Source organism: Thermanaerovibrio acidaminovorans DSM 6589 (genome assembly GCF_000024905.1).
GTDB classification, from domain to species: domain Bacteria; phylum Synergistota; class Synergistia; order Synergistales; family Synergistaceae; genus Thermanaerovibrio; species Thermanaerovibrio acidaminovorans.
On the sequence record NC_013522.1, the window covers coordinates 860,435 to 877,720 of the forward strand.

General features: G+C 61.8%; 13 protein-coding genes. 12 read left to right on the forward strand and 1 reads right to left on the reverse strand.

The window, feature by feature from the left end; all coding sequences use genetic code 11:
• Positions 1-15: 15 nt before the first annotated feature.
• The 12 genes from dnaX (at position 16) to glmS (ending at position 16,116) form a co-directional block, all read left to right on the forward strand.
• Positions 16-1,758, forward strand: coding sequence for a DNA polymerase III subunit gamma/tau (gene dnaX / locus TACI_RS04195; RefSeq protein ID WP_012869578.1), 1,743 nt, complete (start codon positions 16-18; stop codon positions 1,756-1,758).
• On the forward strand, positions 1,755-5,153 hold the full coding sequence (gene dnaE / locus TACI_RS04200) for a DNA polymerase III subunit alpha (RefSeq protein ID WP_012869579.1): 3,399 nt from the start codon (positions 1,755-1,757) through the stop codon (positions 5,151-5,153). The genes dnaX and dnaE overlap by 4 nt, the downstream gene beginning before the upstream one ends.
• 22 nt (positions 5,154-5,175) lie before the next feature.
• The gene (mtrB, locus tag TACI_RS04205) at positions 5,176-5,424 is read left to right on the forward strand and encodes a trp RNA-binding attenuation protein MtrB (protein ID WP_463673961.1); all 249 of its coding nucleotides are present in this window, start codon (positions 5,176-5,178) and stop codon (positions 5,422-5,424) included.
• Between the two features lie 5 nt (positions 5,425-5,429).
• Positions 5,430-7,178 (forward strand): pyruvate kinase, encoded by a 1,749-nt coding sequence (gene pyk, locus TACI_RS04210; RefSeq protein ID WP_012869581.1) that lies wholly within the window; start codon positions 5,430-5,432, stop codon positions 7,176-7,178.
• A 14-nt stretch (positions 7,179-7,192) separates the two neighbouring features.
• Positions 7,193-7,768 (forward strand): NUDIX hydrolase, encoded by a 576-nt coding sequence (locus tag TACI_RS04215; RefSeq protein ID WP_012869582.1) that lies wholly within the window; start codon positions 7,193-7,195, stop codon positions 7,766-7,768.
• Positions 7,756-8,589, forward strand: coding sequence for a deoxyribonuclease IV (locus TACI_RS04220; protein WP_012869583.1), 834 nt, complete (start codon positions 7,756-7,758; stop codon positions 8,587-8,589). The genes TACI_RS04215 and TACI_RS04220 overlap by 13 nt, the downstream gene beginning before the upstream one ends.
• A gap of 42 nt (positions 8,590-8,631) precedes the next feature.
• Complete coding sequence (locus TACI_RS04225; protein ID WP_012869584.1) at positions 8,632-9,726, forward strand: alanine racemase; 1,095 nt, start codon at positions 8,632-8,634, stop codon at positions 9,724-9,726.
• Positions 9,727-9,748: 22 nt separating this feature from the next.
• Positions 9,749-10,576, forward strand: a complete 828-nt coding sequence (gene cdaA / locus TACI_RS04230) for a diadenylate cyclase CdaA (protein ID WP_012869585.1) — start codon at positions 9,749-9,751, stop codon at positions 10,574-10,576.
• The gene (locus TACI_RS04235; protein ID WP_012869586.1) at positions 10,566-11,792 is read left to right on the forward strand and encodes a CdaR family protein; all 1,227 of its coding nucleotides are present in this window, start codon (positions 10,566-10,568) and stop codon (positions 11,790-11,792) included. The genes cdaA and TACI_RS04235 overlap by 11 nt, the downstream gene beginning before the upstream one ends.
• A 10-nt stretch (positions 11,793-11,802) precedes the next feature.
• The gene (gene glmM, locus TACI_RS04240) at positions 11,803-13,161 is read left to right on the forward strand and encodes a phosphoglucosamine mutase (protein WP_164925144.1); all 1,359 of its coding nucleotides are present in this window, start codon (positions 11,803-11,805) and stop codon (positions 13,159-13,161) included.
• A gap of 21 nt (positions 13,162-13,182) precedes the next feature.
• Positions 13,183-14,064: a UTP--glucose-1-phosphate uridylyltransferase GalU gene (gene galU / locus TACI_RS04245; protein WP_012869588.1), complete on the forward strand. Its 882-nt coding sequence runs from the start codon at positions 13,183-13,185 to the stop codon at positions 14,062-14,064.
• 225 nt (positions 14,065-14,289) lie between these two features.
• On the forward strand, positions 14,290-16,116 hold the full coding sequence (gene glmS, locus TACI_RS04250; protein WP_012869589.1) for a glutamine--fructose-6-phosphate transaminase (isomerizing): 1,827 nt from the start codon (positions 14,290-14,292) through the stop codon (positions 16,114-16,116).
• 47 nt (positions 16,117-16,163) lie between these two features.
• On the opposite strand, the gene TACI_RS04255 is transcribed toward glmS, so the two are convergent.
• Positions 16,164-17,258, reverse strand: a complete 1,095-nt coding sequence (locus tag TACI_RS04255; protein ID WP_012869590.1) for a hypothetical protein — start codon at positions 17,256-17,258, stop codon at positions 16,164-16,166.
• Positions 17,259-17,286: the final 28 nt, after the last annotated feature.

Sequence of the window (17,286 nt, forward strand, 5' to 3'; positions counted from 1 at the left end):
CACGGAGGCGAAGCCATGTACCTGTCTTTGTATCGCAAGTATAGACCCTCCCGTTTCTCCGAGATATCGGGGCAGAGGGGGGTCGTGGAGGCCTTGGTGGGCTCCCTCCGAAGCGGCAGGATCCCCCACGCCTTTCTCTTTTCTGGTCCCAGGGGCTGCGGCAAGACCAGCGCCGCCAGGCTATTGGCCAAGCGCTTGAACTGTGCCTCCCCCGCGGAGGACGGGGAGAGCTGCGGCACCTGCGTCAACTGCGAGGCCATCCAGAGGGGGGGCCATCTGGACGTGGTGGAGATCGACGGGGCCTCTAACCGGGGAATCGAGGAGATCCGGTCTCTGAAGGACCAGGTGGCTCTCGCCCCATTCCAGGCTCCCAACAAGGTCTACATAATAGACGAGGTCCACATGCTGACCGAGGCGGCCTTCAACGCCCTGTTAAAGACCCTGGAGGAACCCCCAAGCCGGGTCTACTTCGTGCTGGCCACCACGGAGCCCCAGAAGGTGCCGGTCACCATAAGATCCCGTTGCGTTCACTTCCCCTTTCAGAGGATCTCCACCGAGGACATCAAGGACCGGATATCCCACGTGGTCCAGATGGAGGGTATAGAGGCGGAGGACCAGGCCCTCTGGGAACTGGCCAGGAGCGCCGACGGGGCCTTGAGGGACGCCCTATCGTTGCTCGAGCAGGCCATATCGGTTGGGGGAGGCATGGTCACCACCGCTGCCATGGAGGGGATCCTGGGCGGGTTCAGCCGGGAGAGCCTCCAAAGATGGGTCCGCCAGCTGAGGGAGGACCCCCCTGGGGCCTTCCAGGGGCTTGCCCAGATTGTGAGGGGGGGGAGCAACCTGGAGCGGATCTCCGAGGGCTTGTTCTTGCTCTTCCGGGACCTGCTTTTCGTGGGCCGATGGGGGGAGGGGGTGTTGAGCGCCCTTGGCATATCCTCCTCCGAAGGGGCCTTCCTGCTGTCCGAGGCGCCTAATTGGGATCTGGGGGTGCTTGAGGTCCTCTGTGCCACCCTGTCGGAGCTCATGCCCAGGACCAGGCAGGGGATGAGGTCCGATGTGTTCGTGGGGCTGCTACAGTGCGGCATCGACGGGGCCCTAGGACGGGCCGGATCCTCACCACCCGCCAGCAGGGCGCCTAAGGCAGGCCATGAGGCTCATCGATCCGCAATGACCGCCCCGCAAACCGTGGTGGTAGCCCAGACGGAGGGCAAACCGGGTCAAATCGATCCATCCATCGCGGTTGAGGATAAGCCTGATACCCCTAGCGAACCGTCTTTGGCGGGCTCGGAAACCCCCAAGGGGCGTCCCCTGGACGGGGGGGAGAGGTTCTCGGTGTTCCAGCATCTGGCGGATGTGAACGCCGCGGTGGCCTGCGTGGCGGCCCACTGCCGTATCCTGGTGGGGGAGGAAGGGGTGCACGTGTCGGTCCCCGAGGACCCACTGATATCCTCCATCCTGTCCCAGTGGAGGTCCATGGATATGATCCTGGATGCGGTCCGATCCACGTTGGGGTTGCCACCGGGGGAGTTGCCCCCGGGTGTTTGCGAGGAGGATCCTCCCAAGGAAGACAAGGATCTGCCATCGGGGCGTTGGTGCAGGATGGCGGAGCCTGATCGGGAGGGAGGCGGGGACTCACCGGGCTACAACGACGGGATCCGAGAGGCCCTGTCCTGGCTTGACGGTGAGGTGCTTTACGTCAGGTCCCAGGGGGACGTTGGTGAAGAGGAAGATCAGCAGGAGGATTACGAGGAATGAGCGTGGAGTTTGTGCACCTTCACGTCCACAGCGAGTACAGCCTTCTGGATGGGGCCATAAGGTGCGGTGAGCTGGTGGACACGGTGGCCTCCATGGGCATGGGGGCGGTGGCGATAACGGATCACGGGGTCATGTACGGTTGCGAGGAGTTCTACGAGAAGTGCGTGGCCAAGGGGATCAAACCCATCATCGGTTGCGAGGTCTACGTGGATCCCAACGGCATGGACTCCCGGGACGGCAAGGGCAGGAACAACCACCTGGTTCTGTGGGCGGAGGATCAGGTGGGGTACAAGAACCTCATCAAGCTGGTCTCCATAGCCAACACCGACGGCTTCTACTACAAGCCCCGGGTGGATCATCGGGTGTTATCCCAGCACTCCAAGGGGATAATAGCTTCATCCGCCTGCCTGGCGGGGGAGATACCCCAGCTGCTGATGGACGGCGACTTTGATGGGGCGGTGAGCAGGGCCAACCTCTACCGGGACATCTTCGGGGAGGGCAACTTCTTCATAGAGATAATGTACAACCAGTTACCAGAGCAGGCCATGGCCAACGCGGAGCTCATAAGGCTGGCCAAGCGATGTTCCCTTCCTCTGATAGCCACTAACGACGCCCACTACCTGAGGAGGGAGGATGCGTCGTGGCATGATGTCCTTCTCTGCGTCCAGACCAACAGTACGGTGGACACCCCGGATAGGTATCGTTTCGGCTCCGACGACTTCTACCTGAGGACCCCGGAGGAGATGTGGTCCCTTTTGGGGGGAGAGGTGCCCGAGGCGTTGAGGAACACCCTGTTGGTTGCGGAGAGGTGCAACGTGGAGCTTCAGCTGGGTCACTACATGTTGCCCGAGTTTCCCCTTCCCGAGGGGGAGACCCTCGATTCCCATCTTGAGAAGATGGCCCGAGAGGGGCTGAGGGCCCGGGTAGGGGAGCCGATTCCCCAGGAGTACCGAGACAGGCTGGAGTACGAGCTGGGGGTAATAAAGCAGATGGGCTTCCCAGGCTACTTCTGCATAGTGGCGGACATAATAACCGCAGCCAAGTCCAGGGGCATACCCATAGGTCCGGGGCGAGGCTCCGCCGCGGGATCCCTGGTTGCCTGGTGTCTTGGAATAACCGAGCTGGATCCCATAAAGTACAAGCTCCTGTTCGAGCGGTTTCTGAATCCGGAGAGGATAAGCATGCCGGATATAGATACCGACGTTTCGGATAAGCGGCGGGACGAGGTCCTTGCCTACATAGTGGAGAAGTACGGCATAGACCGGGTGTCCCAGATCATCACCTTCGATAGGATGAAGAGCAAGGCGGCCATAAGGGACGTGGGAAGGGCCCTCGCCATGCCCTACCCGGAGGTGGACCGGGTGGCCAAGCTGGTCCCCGATGGGGTGAAGTCCCTGAAGGAGGCGCTGGAGAAGTCCCCGGATCTAAAAGAGGTTCACTCCTCGGATCCGAAGGTCAGGAGGCTGGTTGACACCGCCTCCCACATAGAGGGTATAGCCAGGCACTGTTCCCAGCACGCGGCCGGGGTGGTCATAACCCCGGTTCCCCTGGTGGAGATGGTCCCGGTGAGGAAGATAGGAGAGAACCAGGTGGTCACCCAGTACTCCATGGAGCCCCTTGAGCACCTGGGTCTGGTGAAGATGGACTTTCTGGGGCTGAGGACCCTCTCGGTAATAGAGGGGGCCTTGAGGAACGTGGAGGCCAACCGGGGCCTTAAGATCGACCTTAGGGCCATCCCTTTGGACGACCCCAAGACCTTCGACATGCTCCAGCGGGCGGACACTCTGGGCGTATTCCAGCTCGAGTCCTCGGGGATGCAGGACCTGCTTAGGCGGCTTCGCCCTGACTGTTTCGAGGATCTGATAGCGGTGCTGGCCCTTTACCGACCTGGTCCCCTGGGCAGTGGGATGGTGGACGACTACATCGAGAGGAAGCACGGAAGGAGCCCGGTGACCTACCCCCACCCTTGCCTCGAGGAGGCCCTGAAGGAGACCTATGGGGTGATCCTCTACCAGGAGCAGGTCATGCAGTGCGCCGCCGAGCTGGCGGGTTACACCCTGGGGGAGGCGGATCTGCTCCGACGGGCGATGGGCAAGAAGAAGGCGGACGTGATGGAGAAGCAACGCTCCAAGTTCGTCGAGGGGGCCAAGGCCAGGGGGGTTGAGCCCAAGATGGCGGAGGACATCTTCAACAGCATAGAGAAGTTCGCCGAGTACGGCTTCAACAAGTCCCACAGCGCCGCCTACGCGCTGATAAGCTATCAAACCGCTTATCTGAAGGCCCACTACGGTCCGGAGTTCCTGGCCTCTTACCTGTCCAGCATAGTGGGTTCCAGGATGGACATCCTGGGTAGGTACATAAAGGAGGTTCGCAACCTGGGGTACTCGGTCCTTCCGCCGGACATAAACGAGTCCCAGAGCGACTTCGTGGCGGTGGGGGAGGTCATAAGGCTCGGGCTCTCCGCGGTGGCCAAAGTGGGGGATTCGGCGGTGGATGCCATACTGAGGGCCAGGTCCGAGGGGCCGTTTCGTTCCTTCTGGGACTTCCTCTGCAGGGTGGACCTGAGGACCGTTAACCGTGGTGTCATTGAGAACCTGATAAAGGCCGGGGCTTTCGACGTCCTATGCCCCAATCGCAGGATGTTGCTGGATAACCTGGAGGGTCTATTGGAGATGGCCCAGCGACGGTGTGATCCCAGCAAGCAGGTTAGCCTCTTCGACGGGGACGAGGAGGAAGAGGAGGAGCCCAAGATGGATGTGGTGGACGATGTGGACATCCATCAGCGGTTGGAGTGGGAGCGAGAGGTGTTGGGCCTTTACATATCGGGACACCCCTTCGAGCAGGTCGAAGGGGAGCTGGCCCCCTTCCTGGTGTGCAAGATATCGGACCTTAGGTCCTGGCGGTCCTCCAACGTGGCCCCCGTTACCGCCGGCTTGCTGGCGGGGATCAGGGAGAGGTACACCAAGCGGGGGGATCCGATGGGTATACTGGAGATGGAGGACGGGGACGACAAGGTGGAGGCGGTCTGCTTCCCCAAGGTGTGGCAGAAGGTTAAGCCCATGCTTAGGACCGGCGGCATATACGTCTTCTCCGGCATGGTGAAGGACGATGGCAGGTTATCGGTGCTGATAGATGAGATAATGGAGGCCAGGGAGTGGATCCGAGAGAAGGTCCCGGTGGCCAAGTTGAGGGTTTTGTCCAAGAGGGCTGGCCTTTTTAGAGATCTTGCAAGAGAATTAAAGGGGCACTCCGGCCCCAGCCCGCTCCTCATATATGTGGAGGAAGGGGGTATCATTACGGCCCTGTGGTCCAGATCTATAAAGGTTAGGGTTGATGATTCCTTGAGGAGGAGCTTGGAGGACGCCTTCCTTGGCCAGGTGGCGTTGGACTTCTAGCTCGGCTAGGAGAGCGGGGGTGGTGAGTTTGGAGGGAGGCAATCAGCAGAGGACGTCCGTTTTGAGCGACTACATAGTCATCAAGGCCCTGGAGGACGGTGTGACGGTGATAGGGCTTACCAGGGGGCAGGAGACCAAGTTCTCCCACACGGAGAAGCTCGATCGTGGTGAGGTCTGGATAGCCCAGTTCACCGAGCACACCTCCGCCATAAAGGTGAGGGGGCATAGCGAGATACACTGCAAGCACGGTAAGATAGAGAGCGGGAGGTGAGGCGATTGAGGCGCGTCAAGATAGTTTGTACCCTGGGACCCGCGTGCAGCGATTACGACGTACTTCGGGCCATGGCGGAGGCGGGGATGAACGTGGCCCGTTTCAATTTCAGCCACGGGGAGTACGAGACCCACGAGCTCAACCTTAAGCTGGTCCGTCAGGTGGAGCAGGAGATAAGGCGTCCCATAGCGACCCTTCTGGATACCAAGGGTCCGGAGATAAGAACCGGGCTCCTGAAGGACCATGCGCCGGTGATCCTACATCAAGGTAAGCCCTTCGACCTGGTGGTTCCCCAGATTGATGGGGACGAGCGGGGGGTGTCCATAAGCTATCCCAACATAACCTCTGAGGTCTCTCCCGGAATGGACGTCTTCATCGACGATGGGACCATCCATCTCCGGGTAGAGAGGGTCTACGAGGACCGGGTATCCTGCAAGGTTTTGGTGGGAGGCGAGCTGGGGGAGAGGAAGGGTGTCAACATCCCCGAGGCTACCCTCTCGGTTCCGACCCTCACGTCCAAGGACATAGAGGACATCCGCTGGGGCGTTGAGAAGGGGATGGACTACATAGCGGTCTCCTTCGTTAGGACCCGGGACGACATAATCCAGGTTCGGCGGGTTCTGGAGGAGCTGGGTGGCACCATGAAGATCATAGCCAAGATAGAGACCCGGCAGGCGTTCCAGAACCTGGAGGAGATAGCCCAGGTGGTGGATGGGATGATGGTGGCCCGGGGTGACCTGGGGGTTGAGATGCCCACCGAGGACGTGCCGCTGGCGCAGAAGAGGATCGTGGACATCTGCCGCCTACAGGGGAAGCCGGTCATCGTGGCCACCCAGATGCTGGACTCCATGATACGGAACCCTCGCCCCACCAGGGCGGAGGCCAACGACGTGGCAAACGCGGTGTTGGACGGGGCGGACGCGGTGATGCTCTCCGGTGAGACCGCCAAGGGCAAGTATCCGGTCCAGGCGGTGGAGACCATGAGCCGCATAGTTAACCGGGCGGAGAAGGAGATGCGCCTGTGGCAGCGCTACCAGCAGGTGCAGGTGGCCAACCATGTGGCGGATGCGGTTAGCCATGCGGCCATGACCATAGCGGAGGACATGAAGGCGGCGGCCATCATATCCCTCACCAGGAGCGGAAGCACCGCCAGGATGGTGAGCAAGTACCGTCCCCAGTGTCCCATAGTGGCCGCCACTCCATCCAAGAACACCTGGAGGGAGCTGGCCCTGATGTGGGGGGTATACCCGGTCATGAGGGACGAGGCTAGCAACGCGGAGGAGGCGGTGGAGGCCGCCATGGCGGCCGCCCTGGAGGAGGGGTTCGTCTCTGAGGGAGACCTGGTGGTGATAACCGCCGGTGTGCCGGTGGGCATACCGGGGACCACCAACATGGTCCAGGTTTACACCATAGGCCAGATCCTCGTTAAGGGGCTGTCCCTGATCAAGCGGGAGGCCTCGGGCTTCGTGTGCCGTTGCCGGTCCGCCAAGGAGGCCCTGGAGAAGATGAGGCCCGGGGACGTGTTGGTGGTGGAGCAGACCGACAAGGACTACGTGCCCGCCATGAAGAAGGCTGCGGCCATAATAACCGAGGAGGGGGGCCTCACCAGCCACGCGGCCATCGTTGCCCTGGAGCTTGGGATCCCCTGCGTGGTCAGCGCCAAGGACTGCATGAAGCTTCTTCAGGACGGAATGCTGATCACCGTGGACGGTACCCGGGGAGTCGTATACCAGGGGAGGGTCAAGCTACGCTGAGGATAGAGGGGGCCATGCCCCCCTTTTTCGCTTTCCTGTGCGGTGGTCCCGGCGGGGGATTGGATGAATGCCGGGACCACCCATCGTGGAGTGACTACCCGGCGGACCGCCTGTGGGGGGCGGTTTGGGTTCCCCTTTGGGTGGGGGATGGGGGCTTTATGACCCTGCTGATGAGGCGTTCCACCTCTCTTCGAAGGCACCCGGGGCAGATATCCTTCCCGGGTGGCGCCCGGGATCCGTTGGATCCCGGGCCGGTGGATACCGCCATGAGGGAGGCCATGGAGGAGGTGTCCCCCGGTGGCCGCTGGGAACCCCTGGGTCTAATGAGGCCTCAGCGAGCCCTGTCCAGCGGTTTCAGCGTGGCCCCGGTGGTGTTCGTCTCCCCCGATAGGGCCCCCTACTTCTCCCCCAGCTCTCCGGAGGTGGACATCCTGTCCCCTGTGAAGGTGCCCCCTAAGGGGGAGTTCGCGCCGAGGCCCGACGGTGAGTTCCAGTTGCCAGTGCCGCCCCTGGGGACCGTATGGGGCATGACCGCCAGGGTCTTGATGGACCTGGCGAAGCTGGTGGGAGAGCTGAGTTGGCCCTTCTAGGCTGCCACGTATCCATAGAGGGTGGGGTATGGCGGGCCATCGAACGGGGGGATTCTCTTGGCTGCAGGGCCATACAGATCTTCACCAAGAACCAGCTCCAGTGGATGTCGTCACCGATTCCCCTGGACGTGGCGGAGCGCTTCTACAGGGCCTGGAGGGCAAGCGGCATCGTCGAGGTGGTGTCCCATGCCTCCTACCTGATAAACCTGGCATCCCATGATCCGGTGCTTTGGAAGAGGAGCGTGGAAGCCCTGACATACGAGGCCCAGCGTTGCCTTGATTTGGGCATAGGGCTCCTGGTCTTTCACCCGGGCCATCACGGGGGGGCAGGCTACCAGGTGGGGATGGAATGGCTCGAGAGGGGTATCCAGCAGGTGCTTGAGGCAATCCCCCTTGGGGTCAGGTTGCTTTTGGAGCCCTCGGCGGGCCAGGGCACGTCGGTTGGTTTCGTTCTGAAGGACTGTGTCGAGCTGTGTCATCGAATTGGGTACGAGAGGTTGGGGCTTTGTCTCGATACCTGCCACCTGTTCGCCGCCGGGTATGATTTTAGGACCCCGGGTGGGTACGACCGGTTGTTGAGATCTCTTGGGGACCGGGGGACGCGGCTGGTGGGATGCTGGCATCTGAACGATTCCAAGGACCCCAAGGGATCCAGGAAGGACAGGCACCAGCGGGTGGGGATCGGCACCATCGGTCTTGCCCCATTCCAGATGATCCTGTCGGACCCCAGGTTTCATGCGGTGCCCGCCATAGTGGAGGCTCCGCCTTCGACGGTGGCGGAGGACCTGGCCCTCTTGAACAAGCTGATGGGGCTGGGCTAGGGGGGAATCCCTAAAGGTGGCCTTGATTGGGAGGTGTGCCTAATGAACTGTGCTCCCGTGATGTCCGTTTGCTTGGAGACGGTACGCTTCAACGCTTCCCAGGTGGCCTCCCTGGCTGGAAGGGTTGGAGTCTCCATCTGGGGGGTCACCAAGGGGCTATGCGGTGAGCCGTCCCTGGCCAGGGCCATGGTGGACGGGGGTTGCGAGGCCATAGGGGACAGCCGGGTCCGCAACTTGGCCCATATGAAGGCCGCCGGGGTAGATGCTCCCATGTATCTTATCCGGATTCCCATGTTGAGCGAGATCCCCTGGATGCTGGAGGTGGCCGATGGTTGCCTGGTGTCCTCTCTGGAGACCCTGGAGGTGATAGAGGGACACTGTGCCGCCCAAAGACGGGTTTTTCAAGTGGTCCTCATGTTCGATCTGGGAGATCTAAGGGAGGGTTTCATGCCCCAGATGGCGGAGGATGTGGGGCGTTTCTGTTCTTCCCTATCTTGGGTTAGGGTCATTGGGGTTGGCACTAACCTGGGATGCTTCGGCGGGGTTTTGGCCACCAGGGTTAATCAGCTGGAGCTGTTGGATGTGGCCTCGGTGGTCCGGCGGGAGTCGGGTTTCGATGTCCCTCTGGTCTCCGGGGGAGGTACTTTGGCCCTGCCCCTTCTGGAGACCGGCCAGATGCCCCAAGGGGTCAACAACCTGAGGGTCGGTGAGGGTATCATCCTGGGAACAGACTCCACCAACGGGCGAGACGTCCCCTATCTCCGCCAGGATGGGGTTGAGCTGGCTGCCCAGGTGGTGGAGCTGCGCAGGAAACCATCGGTTCCCAGGGGTGAGTTGGGCCGAGATGCCTTCGGCCAAGTTCCATCCTTCGTCGATAGGGGAGAACGGCTCCGGGCCATACTTGCGTTGGGGCGTCAAGACACCCGGCCCGAGGGGCTTACCCCGCTGAATGATGGGGTCCTAATACTGGGGGCCTCCAGCGATCACATGATATGCGATGTGGAGGACGCCTCCCATGTGTCCCTGGGGGGGACCTTGCGGTTCAGGCCAAACTACGGGGCCATGCTCCAGGGGGCCACGTCTCCCTACGTTAGGAAGGAGTTCCTAGATGGGGCTGGTGGCCTTGAGGCCCCTTGATTCAAGCTGGAGGTAGGCTGGTTTGTTCATACCAAAGCTCAGGTGGCAAGACGTACTGGACATCTTCATAATCGCCTTCATAGTTTACAAGCTACTGATCCTGGTGGTGGGAACCAGGGCGGTGCAGTTGCTGAAGGGGCTGATGGTCCTTGGGTTGACCGCCGCCATGGCGAACCTGTTGGAGCTCAAGGCCCTCACGTGGTTGCTCTCCAGGCTCTTTCAGGCCATGTTGATAGCCATACCGATCCTTTTCCAGCCGGAGCTCCGTCGGGTCCTGGAGGAGCTTGGCAGGGGACATCTGTGGAAGATGAGGAAGGGGCAGGAGCGGCTGGAGGCCCTGGCGGAGGAAGTGTTGAGGGCCATCCTCTACCTGGCCAGCGAGAGGATAGGGGCCCTGCTGGTCCTTCAGCGGGAGACGGGACTCAAGGAGATATGGAGGTCCGCGGTTCCCATAAAGGCCCAACCCTCCCAGGAGCTGTTGGTGTCCCTCTTCTGGCCCGGGAACCCGCTCCACGATGGGGCGGTGATTTTGGACCGGGGAACGGTCATAGCCGCCTCCTGCTACCTTCCGTTGACGGAGAAGAGCGACCTGTCCCGCTGGTACGGGACCCGACACCGGGCGGCCCTGGGCGTCACGGAGATATCGGACGCCATAGCCATAGTGGTCTCCGAGGAGCGTGGGGAGGTATCCTTGGCGGTCAGCGGTAGGCTATCCAAGCCCCTCAAGGAGGATCAGTTGAGGAAGCTCCTCATACACTACTTCCGCGGCAAGGAGGAACCCAAGTCCTTCTTCGATCGCTTCCGGCAGAGCCTAAATGACGAGGACCTGGTGGTGGAGGATGAAGATTAAAACTGGAAGGGCAAAACAGTGGTTTTACTCCCGGCTGTCGATTCAGATCCTATCACTGATAATCGCCGTGGCGGTGTGGTTCTTCGTATCCTGGGATCACAGCTCAAAGGGGTATAGGACCATGAACCTGCCCATTAGGGTGGTGGGGGCAGGGGAGGCCCTTGTGGTGAGCCCCAGCGCTACCGCCATTGAGGCCCGTCTCTTCGGCGACATGACGGTTCTTTCCCAACTGGACTCGGGGGCCCTGGACTGTGTCATCGACGTCTCCGGCCTTCCTCAGGGGAGCTACCAACTCACCCCCAGGATCGATCTGCCCAAGGGGGTGGACAGCGTGTCCTTCCGTCCCCAGTTCGTGGTAGTTCGGATATTGAAGAGATCGTCCAGGAGCCTTCCGGTGAGGATAGACTTCGGCAGGGACTTCCCGAACGGTTTAAACCTATCTACCGCTTCGGTGAACCCCAAACGGGTGTCGGTCACCGGCACCGATGAGGAGCTATCCGCGGTGGACTTCGCCCGGGTGGTGGTACCCTACGAGGATTTCGCATCTGGTAGGCGGGTATTCCCGGTGGAGCTCATTTTCAAGGAGGGAATGAAGCCTGAGCGGGATCTTGAGGTATCCCCCCGGGAGGTCACTTTGGACCTAATGGCCAGCTCTGATAAAATGGTTCGTCGAGTGCCCGTCAAGGCATCGGTGGAAGGGATACCTGATTGGGGGCTTTCGGTGGAGTCCGTAAAGGTCCAGCCCGAGTCGGTCCTCTTAGCCGGGCCCGAGGAGGCGTTGGCCAAGGTGGGGGAGATCTCGTTGCCACCGGTGAACGTGGACGGCGCCACCGGCGACTTCTCATCTTGGGTGCCGGTGGATCCCCAGGTGGAGGGGGTGTCGGTCCTGGGGACCGGCTTGGTCCAGGTTCAGGTCCGGTTCAGCAAGAGGTCCTCCAAGAAGGTCCTGAAGGGGGTCCCGGTTAGTATAAGGGGGGCTGAACCCGGTAGGTCCTGGTCGGTCCACCCCGAAGTGGTGGATGTGACCTTGGACGTGGGGAACGCGGATCAGTCGACTCTGGATGGTCTACCCTCCGACCTGGTGGAGGCCTACGTGGACGCCAGCAACGTGGTGGCCAGCCGCATATCTCTGCCGGTGCTGGTGAAGGTGAAGAGGGATTCCATATCACTCTCCTCCGTGGACCCCCAGATGGTCCAACTGGTGGAGAAGAGATAGGTTTTTAGGAGTGATTGAATTGTCCGAGAGACGTTACTTCGGTACCGACGGTGTCAGAGACGTGGCCAACCGGGGGGCCATGACCCCCGAGATGGCCATGCGCCTTGGGATGGCCTACGTCAGGTTCCTCAAGGACAACGGAGTAAGTAGCCCCAGGGTGGTGGTGGGGAGGGACACCCGGATATCGGGGCAGATGCTAGAGCTGGCCCTCTCAGCGGGGGTCGCGTCCATGGGGGCTTCGGTGATCTCCTTGGGGGTGATGCCCACCCCGGGGGTGAGCTTCGCCCTGACGCAGGGGATGGGGGACGGTGGGGCGGTGGTCAGCGCGTCCCACAACCCGGCAGAGTACAACGGCATTAAGTTCTTCGGCACCGACGGCAGGAAGTTGCCGGATGAGCAAGAGGCCGCCATAGAGTCGTACCTGGAGGGGGATCTTGAGGACAGGCCAGTGGGGGTTGGCATGGGATCCTACCGGGAGGACGTCACCCTGGTGGAGGGCTACGCCAAGTGGTTGGTCTCCTGTTCAGGCGAGGCGAAGCCGCTAGGTAGGGGGGTCATCGATTGCGCCAACGGGGCCATCTGCCGGGTGGCCTCCAGGGTGTTCGACGGTTGGGACGTGACCTTCACCGGCAACGCCCCGGATGGGAACAACATAAACGACGGATGCGGGGTCATGCACATGGAGAACCTCTCCCGCCTCGTTCGGGAAAGGAAGGCCCGGTTCGGCGTGGCCTTTGACGGGGACGCGGACAGGACCCTCCTCTGCGACTCCAAGGGCAGGGTTATAGACGGGGATCTGATGCTATGGGTGCTGGCCCGCTGGCTTCGGGCCCGGGGACAGTTGGGATCCGGTGTGGTGGCCACCGTGATGAGCAACATGGTCCTGGATGAGAAGCTGCGTCAGGAGGGGATAGCTCTCTTCCGTTGCCCCGTGGGTGACAGGTACGTCCTGGAGACCATGACGAGGGAGGGGGCCATGTTGGGTGGTGAGCAGTCGGGGCACGTGATCGTGTCCCCCTGGGTGGTAACCGGGGACGGGCTCTGCACCGCCCTCCTGTTCCTCCGGGCCTGCGTGGAGATGGGGGAGGACCTGGACTCCCTCTGCGATAGGTTCAAACCCTATCCCCAGAGGCTGATAAACATGAGGGTAAGGGACAAGGGGGAGGTGCTGGATTCCCCCTTGCTCAGGACCGCGGTGAGCTCCGCGGAGGAGATCCTCGGCTCCTTGGGCCGGGTGTTCGTGAGGCCCTCGGGCACCGAGCCACTGGTGAGGATCCTGTTGGAGGCCAGGGATGAGGCCCTCCTGGAGTCCTCCTCCCAGGTCTTCATGGGAGTGTTGGATAGGTTCCACGTCTCCGCCCACCGATGATCGAGGAGGAGGTTTCAGGTGATGGGATGTTCTAGCGCTCCGTTGAGGCACTGCCTTTTCCCGGTTGCTGGTCTAGGTACCCGGTTCCTTCCCGCCACCAAGGAGACCCCCAAGGAGATGCTGCCTCTTATAGATCGACCCCTGATCCACTACGGGGTGGAGGAGGCGTGTGGCGCCGGGTGCAGGGACGTGGTGTTCGTGACCGGCAGGGGCAAGCGGTCCATCGAGGACTACTTCGACAGGTCCCCGGACCTGGAGGGGCTCCTTGAGACCAGGGGAAAGTTGGACCTGGCGGAGATGGTTAGGGGCATAAGCGAGATGGCCCGGTTCTCCTATGTCAGGCAGTCGGAGCCCCTGGGGCTAGGTCACGCGGTGCTCTGCGGAAGGACCTGTTGCAACGGGGATCACTTCGGCGTCATACTTCCCGACGACGTGATCCTCTCCCATGTCCCAGTCCTGGCTCAGCTGGACCAGGTCAGGCTCCGGTTCGGCGGCTCCGTGCTTGCCCTTGAGGAGGTTTCGGAGGAGGACACCTCCAGGTACGGCATCGTTGACGCGGAGGACCTGGGGGGAGGGGTTTTCAGGATAAGGGACCTGGTGGAGAAGCCGGATCCCAAGGATGCCCCCAGCAGGTTGGCCATAATGGGACGGTACGTGCTGTCCAGCCGGATCTTCGATCACTTGGAGCGGGTCTTACCCGGTTCCGGCGGAGAGATACAGCTGACCGACGGTCTGAAATCGCTCCTCTCGGAGGAGCCCATCTATGGGTACATCTATCAGGGAGAGCGACTTGACTGCGGTACCAAGGAGGGGTGGCTCAAGGCCACGGTCACCATGGCCCTGAGGGATCGGGGGTTGCGGGAGATAGTGATGGATGTCCTCCGATCGGAGGGGGTGATTTAAGGGCTTTCATAGGAGGGTGTATCTGATATACCAGCTGGCGGCCTTGGTTAAGCGCCTGATCCCCTTGCGGGGATGACGAGGTCGGGGTTGATCGATCCTTCGGCGGATACCCCGGGGTCCCGGGATGGGCCCTCAATCGCCGCCACAAAACCGGGGAGCGATTCCCGGCACAAAGGGCGGCGAAGTCCCGATGGTTTCTTGTGGTTGAGAAAGGAGAACGACTGCATGTGTGGCGTGGTCGGTTACGTGGGGCCCCGCAAAGTTGTTGGTGTGATCTTGGAGGGGCTTCGTCGGTTGGAGTACAGGGGATACGACTCGGCGGGCATGGCGGTTCACGATGGCTTCTCCATAAGGGTGGAGAAGGTGGTTGGCAAGGTATCGGACCTGGCGTCCCGGGTGGAGGGGATCAACCTGGATGGCACCCTTGGGGTTGGGCACACCCGATGGGCCACCCATGGCGGCGTAACCGGTGAGAACGCCCATCCCCACCGGGATCAGGACGGCAGGTTCGTCCTGGTTCACAACGGGATAGTGGAGAACTACCTGGACATAAGGGACCAGCTCGAGTCCCGGGGGGTGTCCTTCTATTCCCAGACGGACTCCGAGGTGGTGGTGAAGCTCCTGTCCCAGATATACGACGGGGACATGCTGAGATCCCTGACCGAGCTGGGAAGGCGTCTCGAGGGCTCCTACGCGCTGGTGATCCTCTCTAAGGATGACCCCGGCGGGTTCTACTGCGTCAGGAAGGGCTCCCCCCTGGTCCTCGGGCTTACGGAGGGGGAGGGGTTCTGTGCCTCCGACGTGCCTCCGTTGCTTCCTTACACCAAGGACGTGATATATCTGGAGGAGGGAGATATCGCGGAGGTCCGCCCCGGATCGGTTAGGATATGGGATAAGGACGGGCGGCCGGTGGAGAGGCCCGTCCATAGGATTGATTGGGACGTATCCATGGCGGAGAAGGACGGGTACCCCCACTACATGGCCAAGGAGATCCACGAGCAGGGCACGGTGCTCAGGAGCACCCTGAAGGGCAGGCTATCCGAGTCGGGGGTGGATCTGGGGGATGACGTTCACTGGGATGGGGATTTCCTTCGCTCCCTGAGGCGGATCAATCTGGTTGCCTGTGGGACCTCCTACTATGCCTGCCTGGTGGCTGAGCGGGTCCTGGAGCGGTGGACTTCGTTGGACGTTAAGGTGGACATAGCCTCCGAGTACCGGTACCGGGACGTCAAGATAGGTGCCGACACGCTGGCGGTGTTCGTATCCCAGTCGGGGGAGACGGCGGACACCCTGGCGGCCCAGCGGAAGGTGAGGTCCTTGGGTGGAAGGTGCCTGGGGATAACGAACGTAAGGGGGTCCACCCTTGCCAGGGAGGTCCACGATCTCCTGCTCCTCAAGGCGGGGCCGGAGATAGGGGTGGCGGCCACCAAGACCTTCATGGGGCAGCTGGGGGCCCTGTACCTCCTGGCCCTGAAGTTGGGCTGGGAGAGGGGGGACCTGAATCCAGTTGAGGCCAGCAGGCTGGCCTACGGGTTGCTAAAGCTACCCTATGAGGTGGAGAGGGTCCTTGAGAGGGATGGGGATGTCAAGGCGGCGGCGGAGAGGTTCTGCGGTTACGACGACTTCCTTTTCCTGGGTAGGGGCTTCTCCTATCCGATCGCCCTTGAGGGGGCCCTGAAGCTCAAGGAGATATCCTACGTCCACGCGGAGGCCTATGCGGCGGGGGAGATGAAGCACGGTCCCATAGCGCTGTTGGAGCCAAACGTTCCGGTTATGGTGGTGATCCCCAAGGACGGGCTCTACGAGAAGACCCTTTCTAACGTGCAGGAGGCCAGGGCTAGGAAGTCTCCCATAGTGGCGGTGGCCTCCGATGGGGACGATCTGATAGATCAGATGGCGGATTGGGTGATCCGGATACCCAGATGTGAGGAGTGCTTCTCACCCTTCATCTCGGTGATCCCCCTGCAGCAGTTTGCTTACCACGTGGCCCAGTTGAGGGGTTGCGAGATAGATCAGCCCAGGAACCTGGCCAAGAGCGTCACAGTGGAGTAGAGGGGAAGCTGGTTGAGATAGAGGGGGGCCGATGTACGGCCCCCCTCTCAGTTGGACAGGGGTTCCTGGTGGGTCGGGAAGTATATCCTGATGTGAGTCAGGTCCTTGAGGGCCAGGTCATCCCTGCCGGTTGCAACCGGCAACCTCACCCAGGGGCCCCCGTTAAGGCGGCACATCACCAGGGGCCTTCTGCCGTAGGTGGACCATATATCCCAGAGGCTTTCGGATGATGCGGGTCCCGGGACCAGCCCCCCCTGGAAGAGGGGAGGGGTGCCCCCCAGGGGGGACTCACCGTCCTCGGGGGCTATCACCATCCATTGGGTCATGTTCCAAAGGTTGAGCATCTCCGGTGACCTGGAGTGCTCCCAGGGGACGATCTGAAAACCGCCGATCTGCCCATCCGGGGAGGTGCTAACGTCTATGACCCCCGGGTGGTTGGCCCTTATCCTCCCCACCTCCTGGAACAGGGTGCCTTCGAACCGGCCCACCCCTTGGACGGGTCTCAAAACCCGACCTATCACCTCGGTCCTGTAGGAGGAGTAGTAGGCGAAGACCCGGCCCCCGGGCCTGTTCTCGATCTCCACCAAGTACGGCATGGAGCTGCTGGTGACACTTATTTCCAGGGTGTCCCCCGGTGAAGGCAGGTTGCCGTTCGACAAGGGGGCGATATCGCCCCCGGGCCTCACAACGAAGACTGGATTGCCCACCGCCGGGGCCCATGCACCGAAGATTCCCTCCCCCGCGGGGCTGTCAATCACCACGCTGGCCCCGGGGCCAGCGGCGGGGGCTATGGTGTTGGCGGGGGTGAGGCTCATGGTCCTGCCCTTGCCGTTCTCCAGACCCACCAGAAGGTGTATGGCGTTTACCGCCGAGGCCGCCACCGTGCCGGGCCTGCCCCACTTGGTGGCGGTGTAGGAGGGCCAACGAGTCCGATCCGGCAGGGCCACCACCCGCCCCACCTGCTTGATCTTGCCGTCCGGGCTGGCCACGGTGACCGTGTCGCCCACCTCCAGTGGGATCCTGATGGAGAATAGGACCTCATCCTCCGATCCGAGGGCTGGGCCTGGGGTGAACGATAGGCAGACAAACGAGAGCAGCCCGACGATGATCGCCGTCGGTGCTGGAAGGTGTTTCAAACCCATCTCATGACCTCCTTTGCTTGGTAGGTTG

Bases quoted from the DNA above. Each gene is read 5' to 3' on its own strand.
- dnaX (WP_012869578.1), top strand. From the start codon at position 16: ATGTACCTGTCTTTGTATCGCAAGTATAGACCCTCCCGTTTCTCCGAG.
- dnaE (WP_012869579.1), top strand. From the start codon at position 1,755: ATGAGCGTGGAGTTTGTGCACCTTCACGTCCACAGCGAGTACAGCCTT.
- TACI_RS04215 (WP_012869582.1), top strand. From the start codon at position 7,193: ATGCCCCCCTTTTTCGCTTTCCTGTGCGGTGGTCCCGGCGGGGGATTG.
- TACI_RS04225 (WP_012869584.1), top strand. From the start codon at position 8,632: ATGAACTGTGCTCCCGTGATGTCCGTTTGCTTGGAGACGGTACGCTTC.
- TACI_RS04235 (WP_012869586.1), top strand. From the start codon at position 10,566: ATGAAGATTAAAACTGGAAGGGCAAAACAGTGGTTTTACTCCCGGCTG.
- galU (WP_012869588.1), top strand. From the start codon at position 13,183: ATGGGATGTTCTAGCGCTCCGTTGAGGCACTGCCTTTTCCCGGTTGCT.
- glmS (WP_012869589.1), top strand. From the start codon at position 14,290: ATGTGTGGCGTGGTCGGTTACGTGGGGCCCCGCAAAGTTGTTGGTGTG.
- TACI_RS04255 (WP_012869590.1), bottom strand. From the start codon at position 17,258: ATGGGTTTGAAACACCTTCCAGCACCGACGGCGATCATCGTCGGGCTG.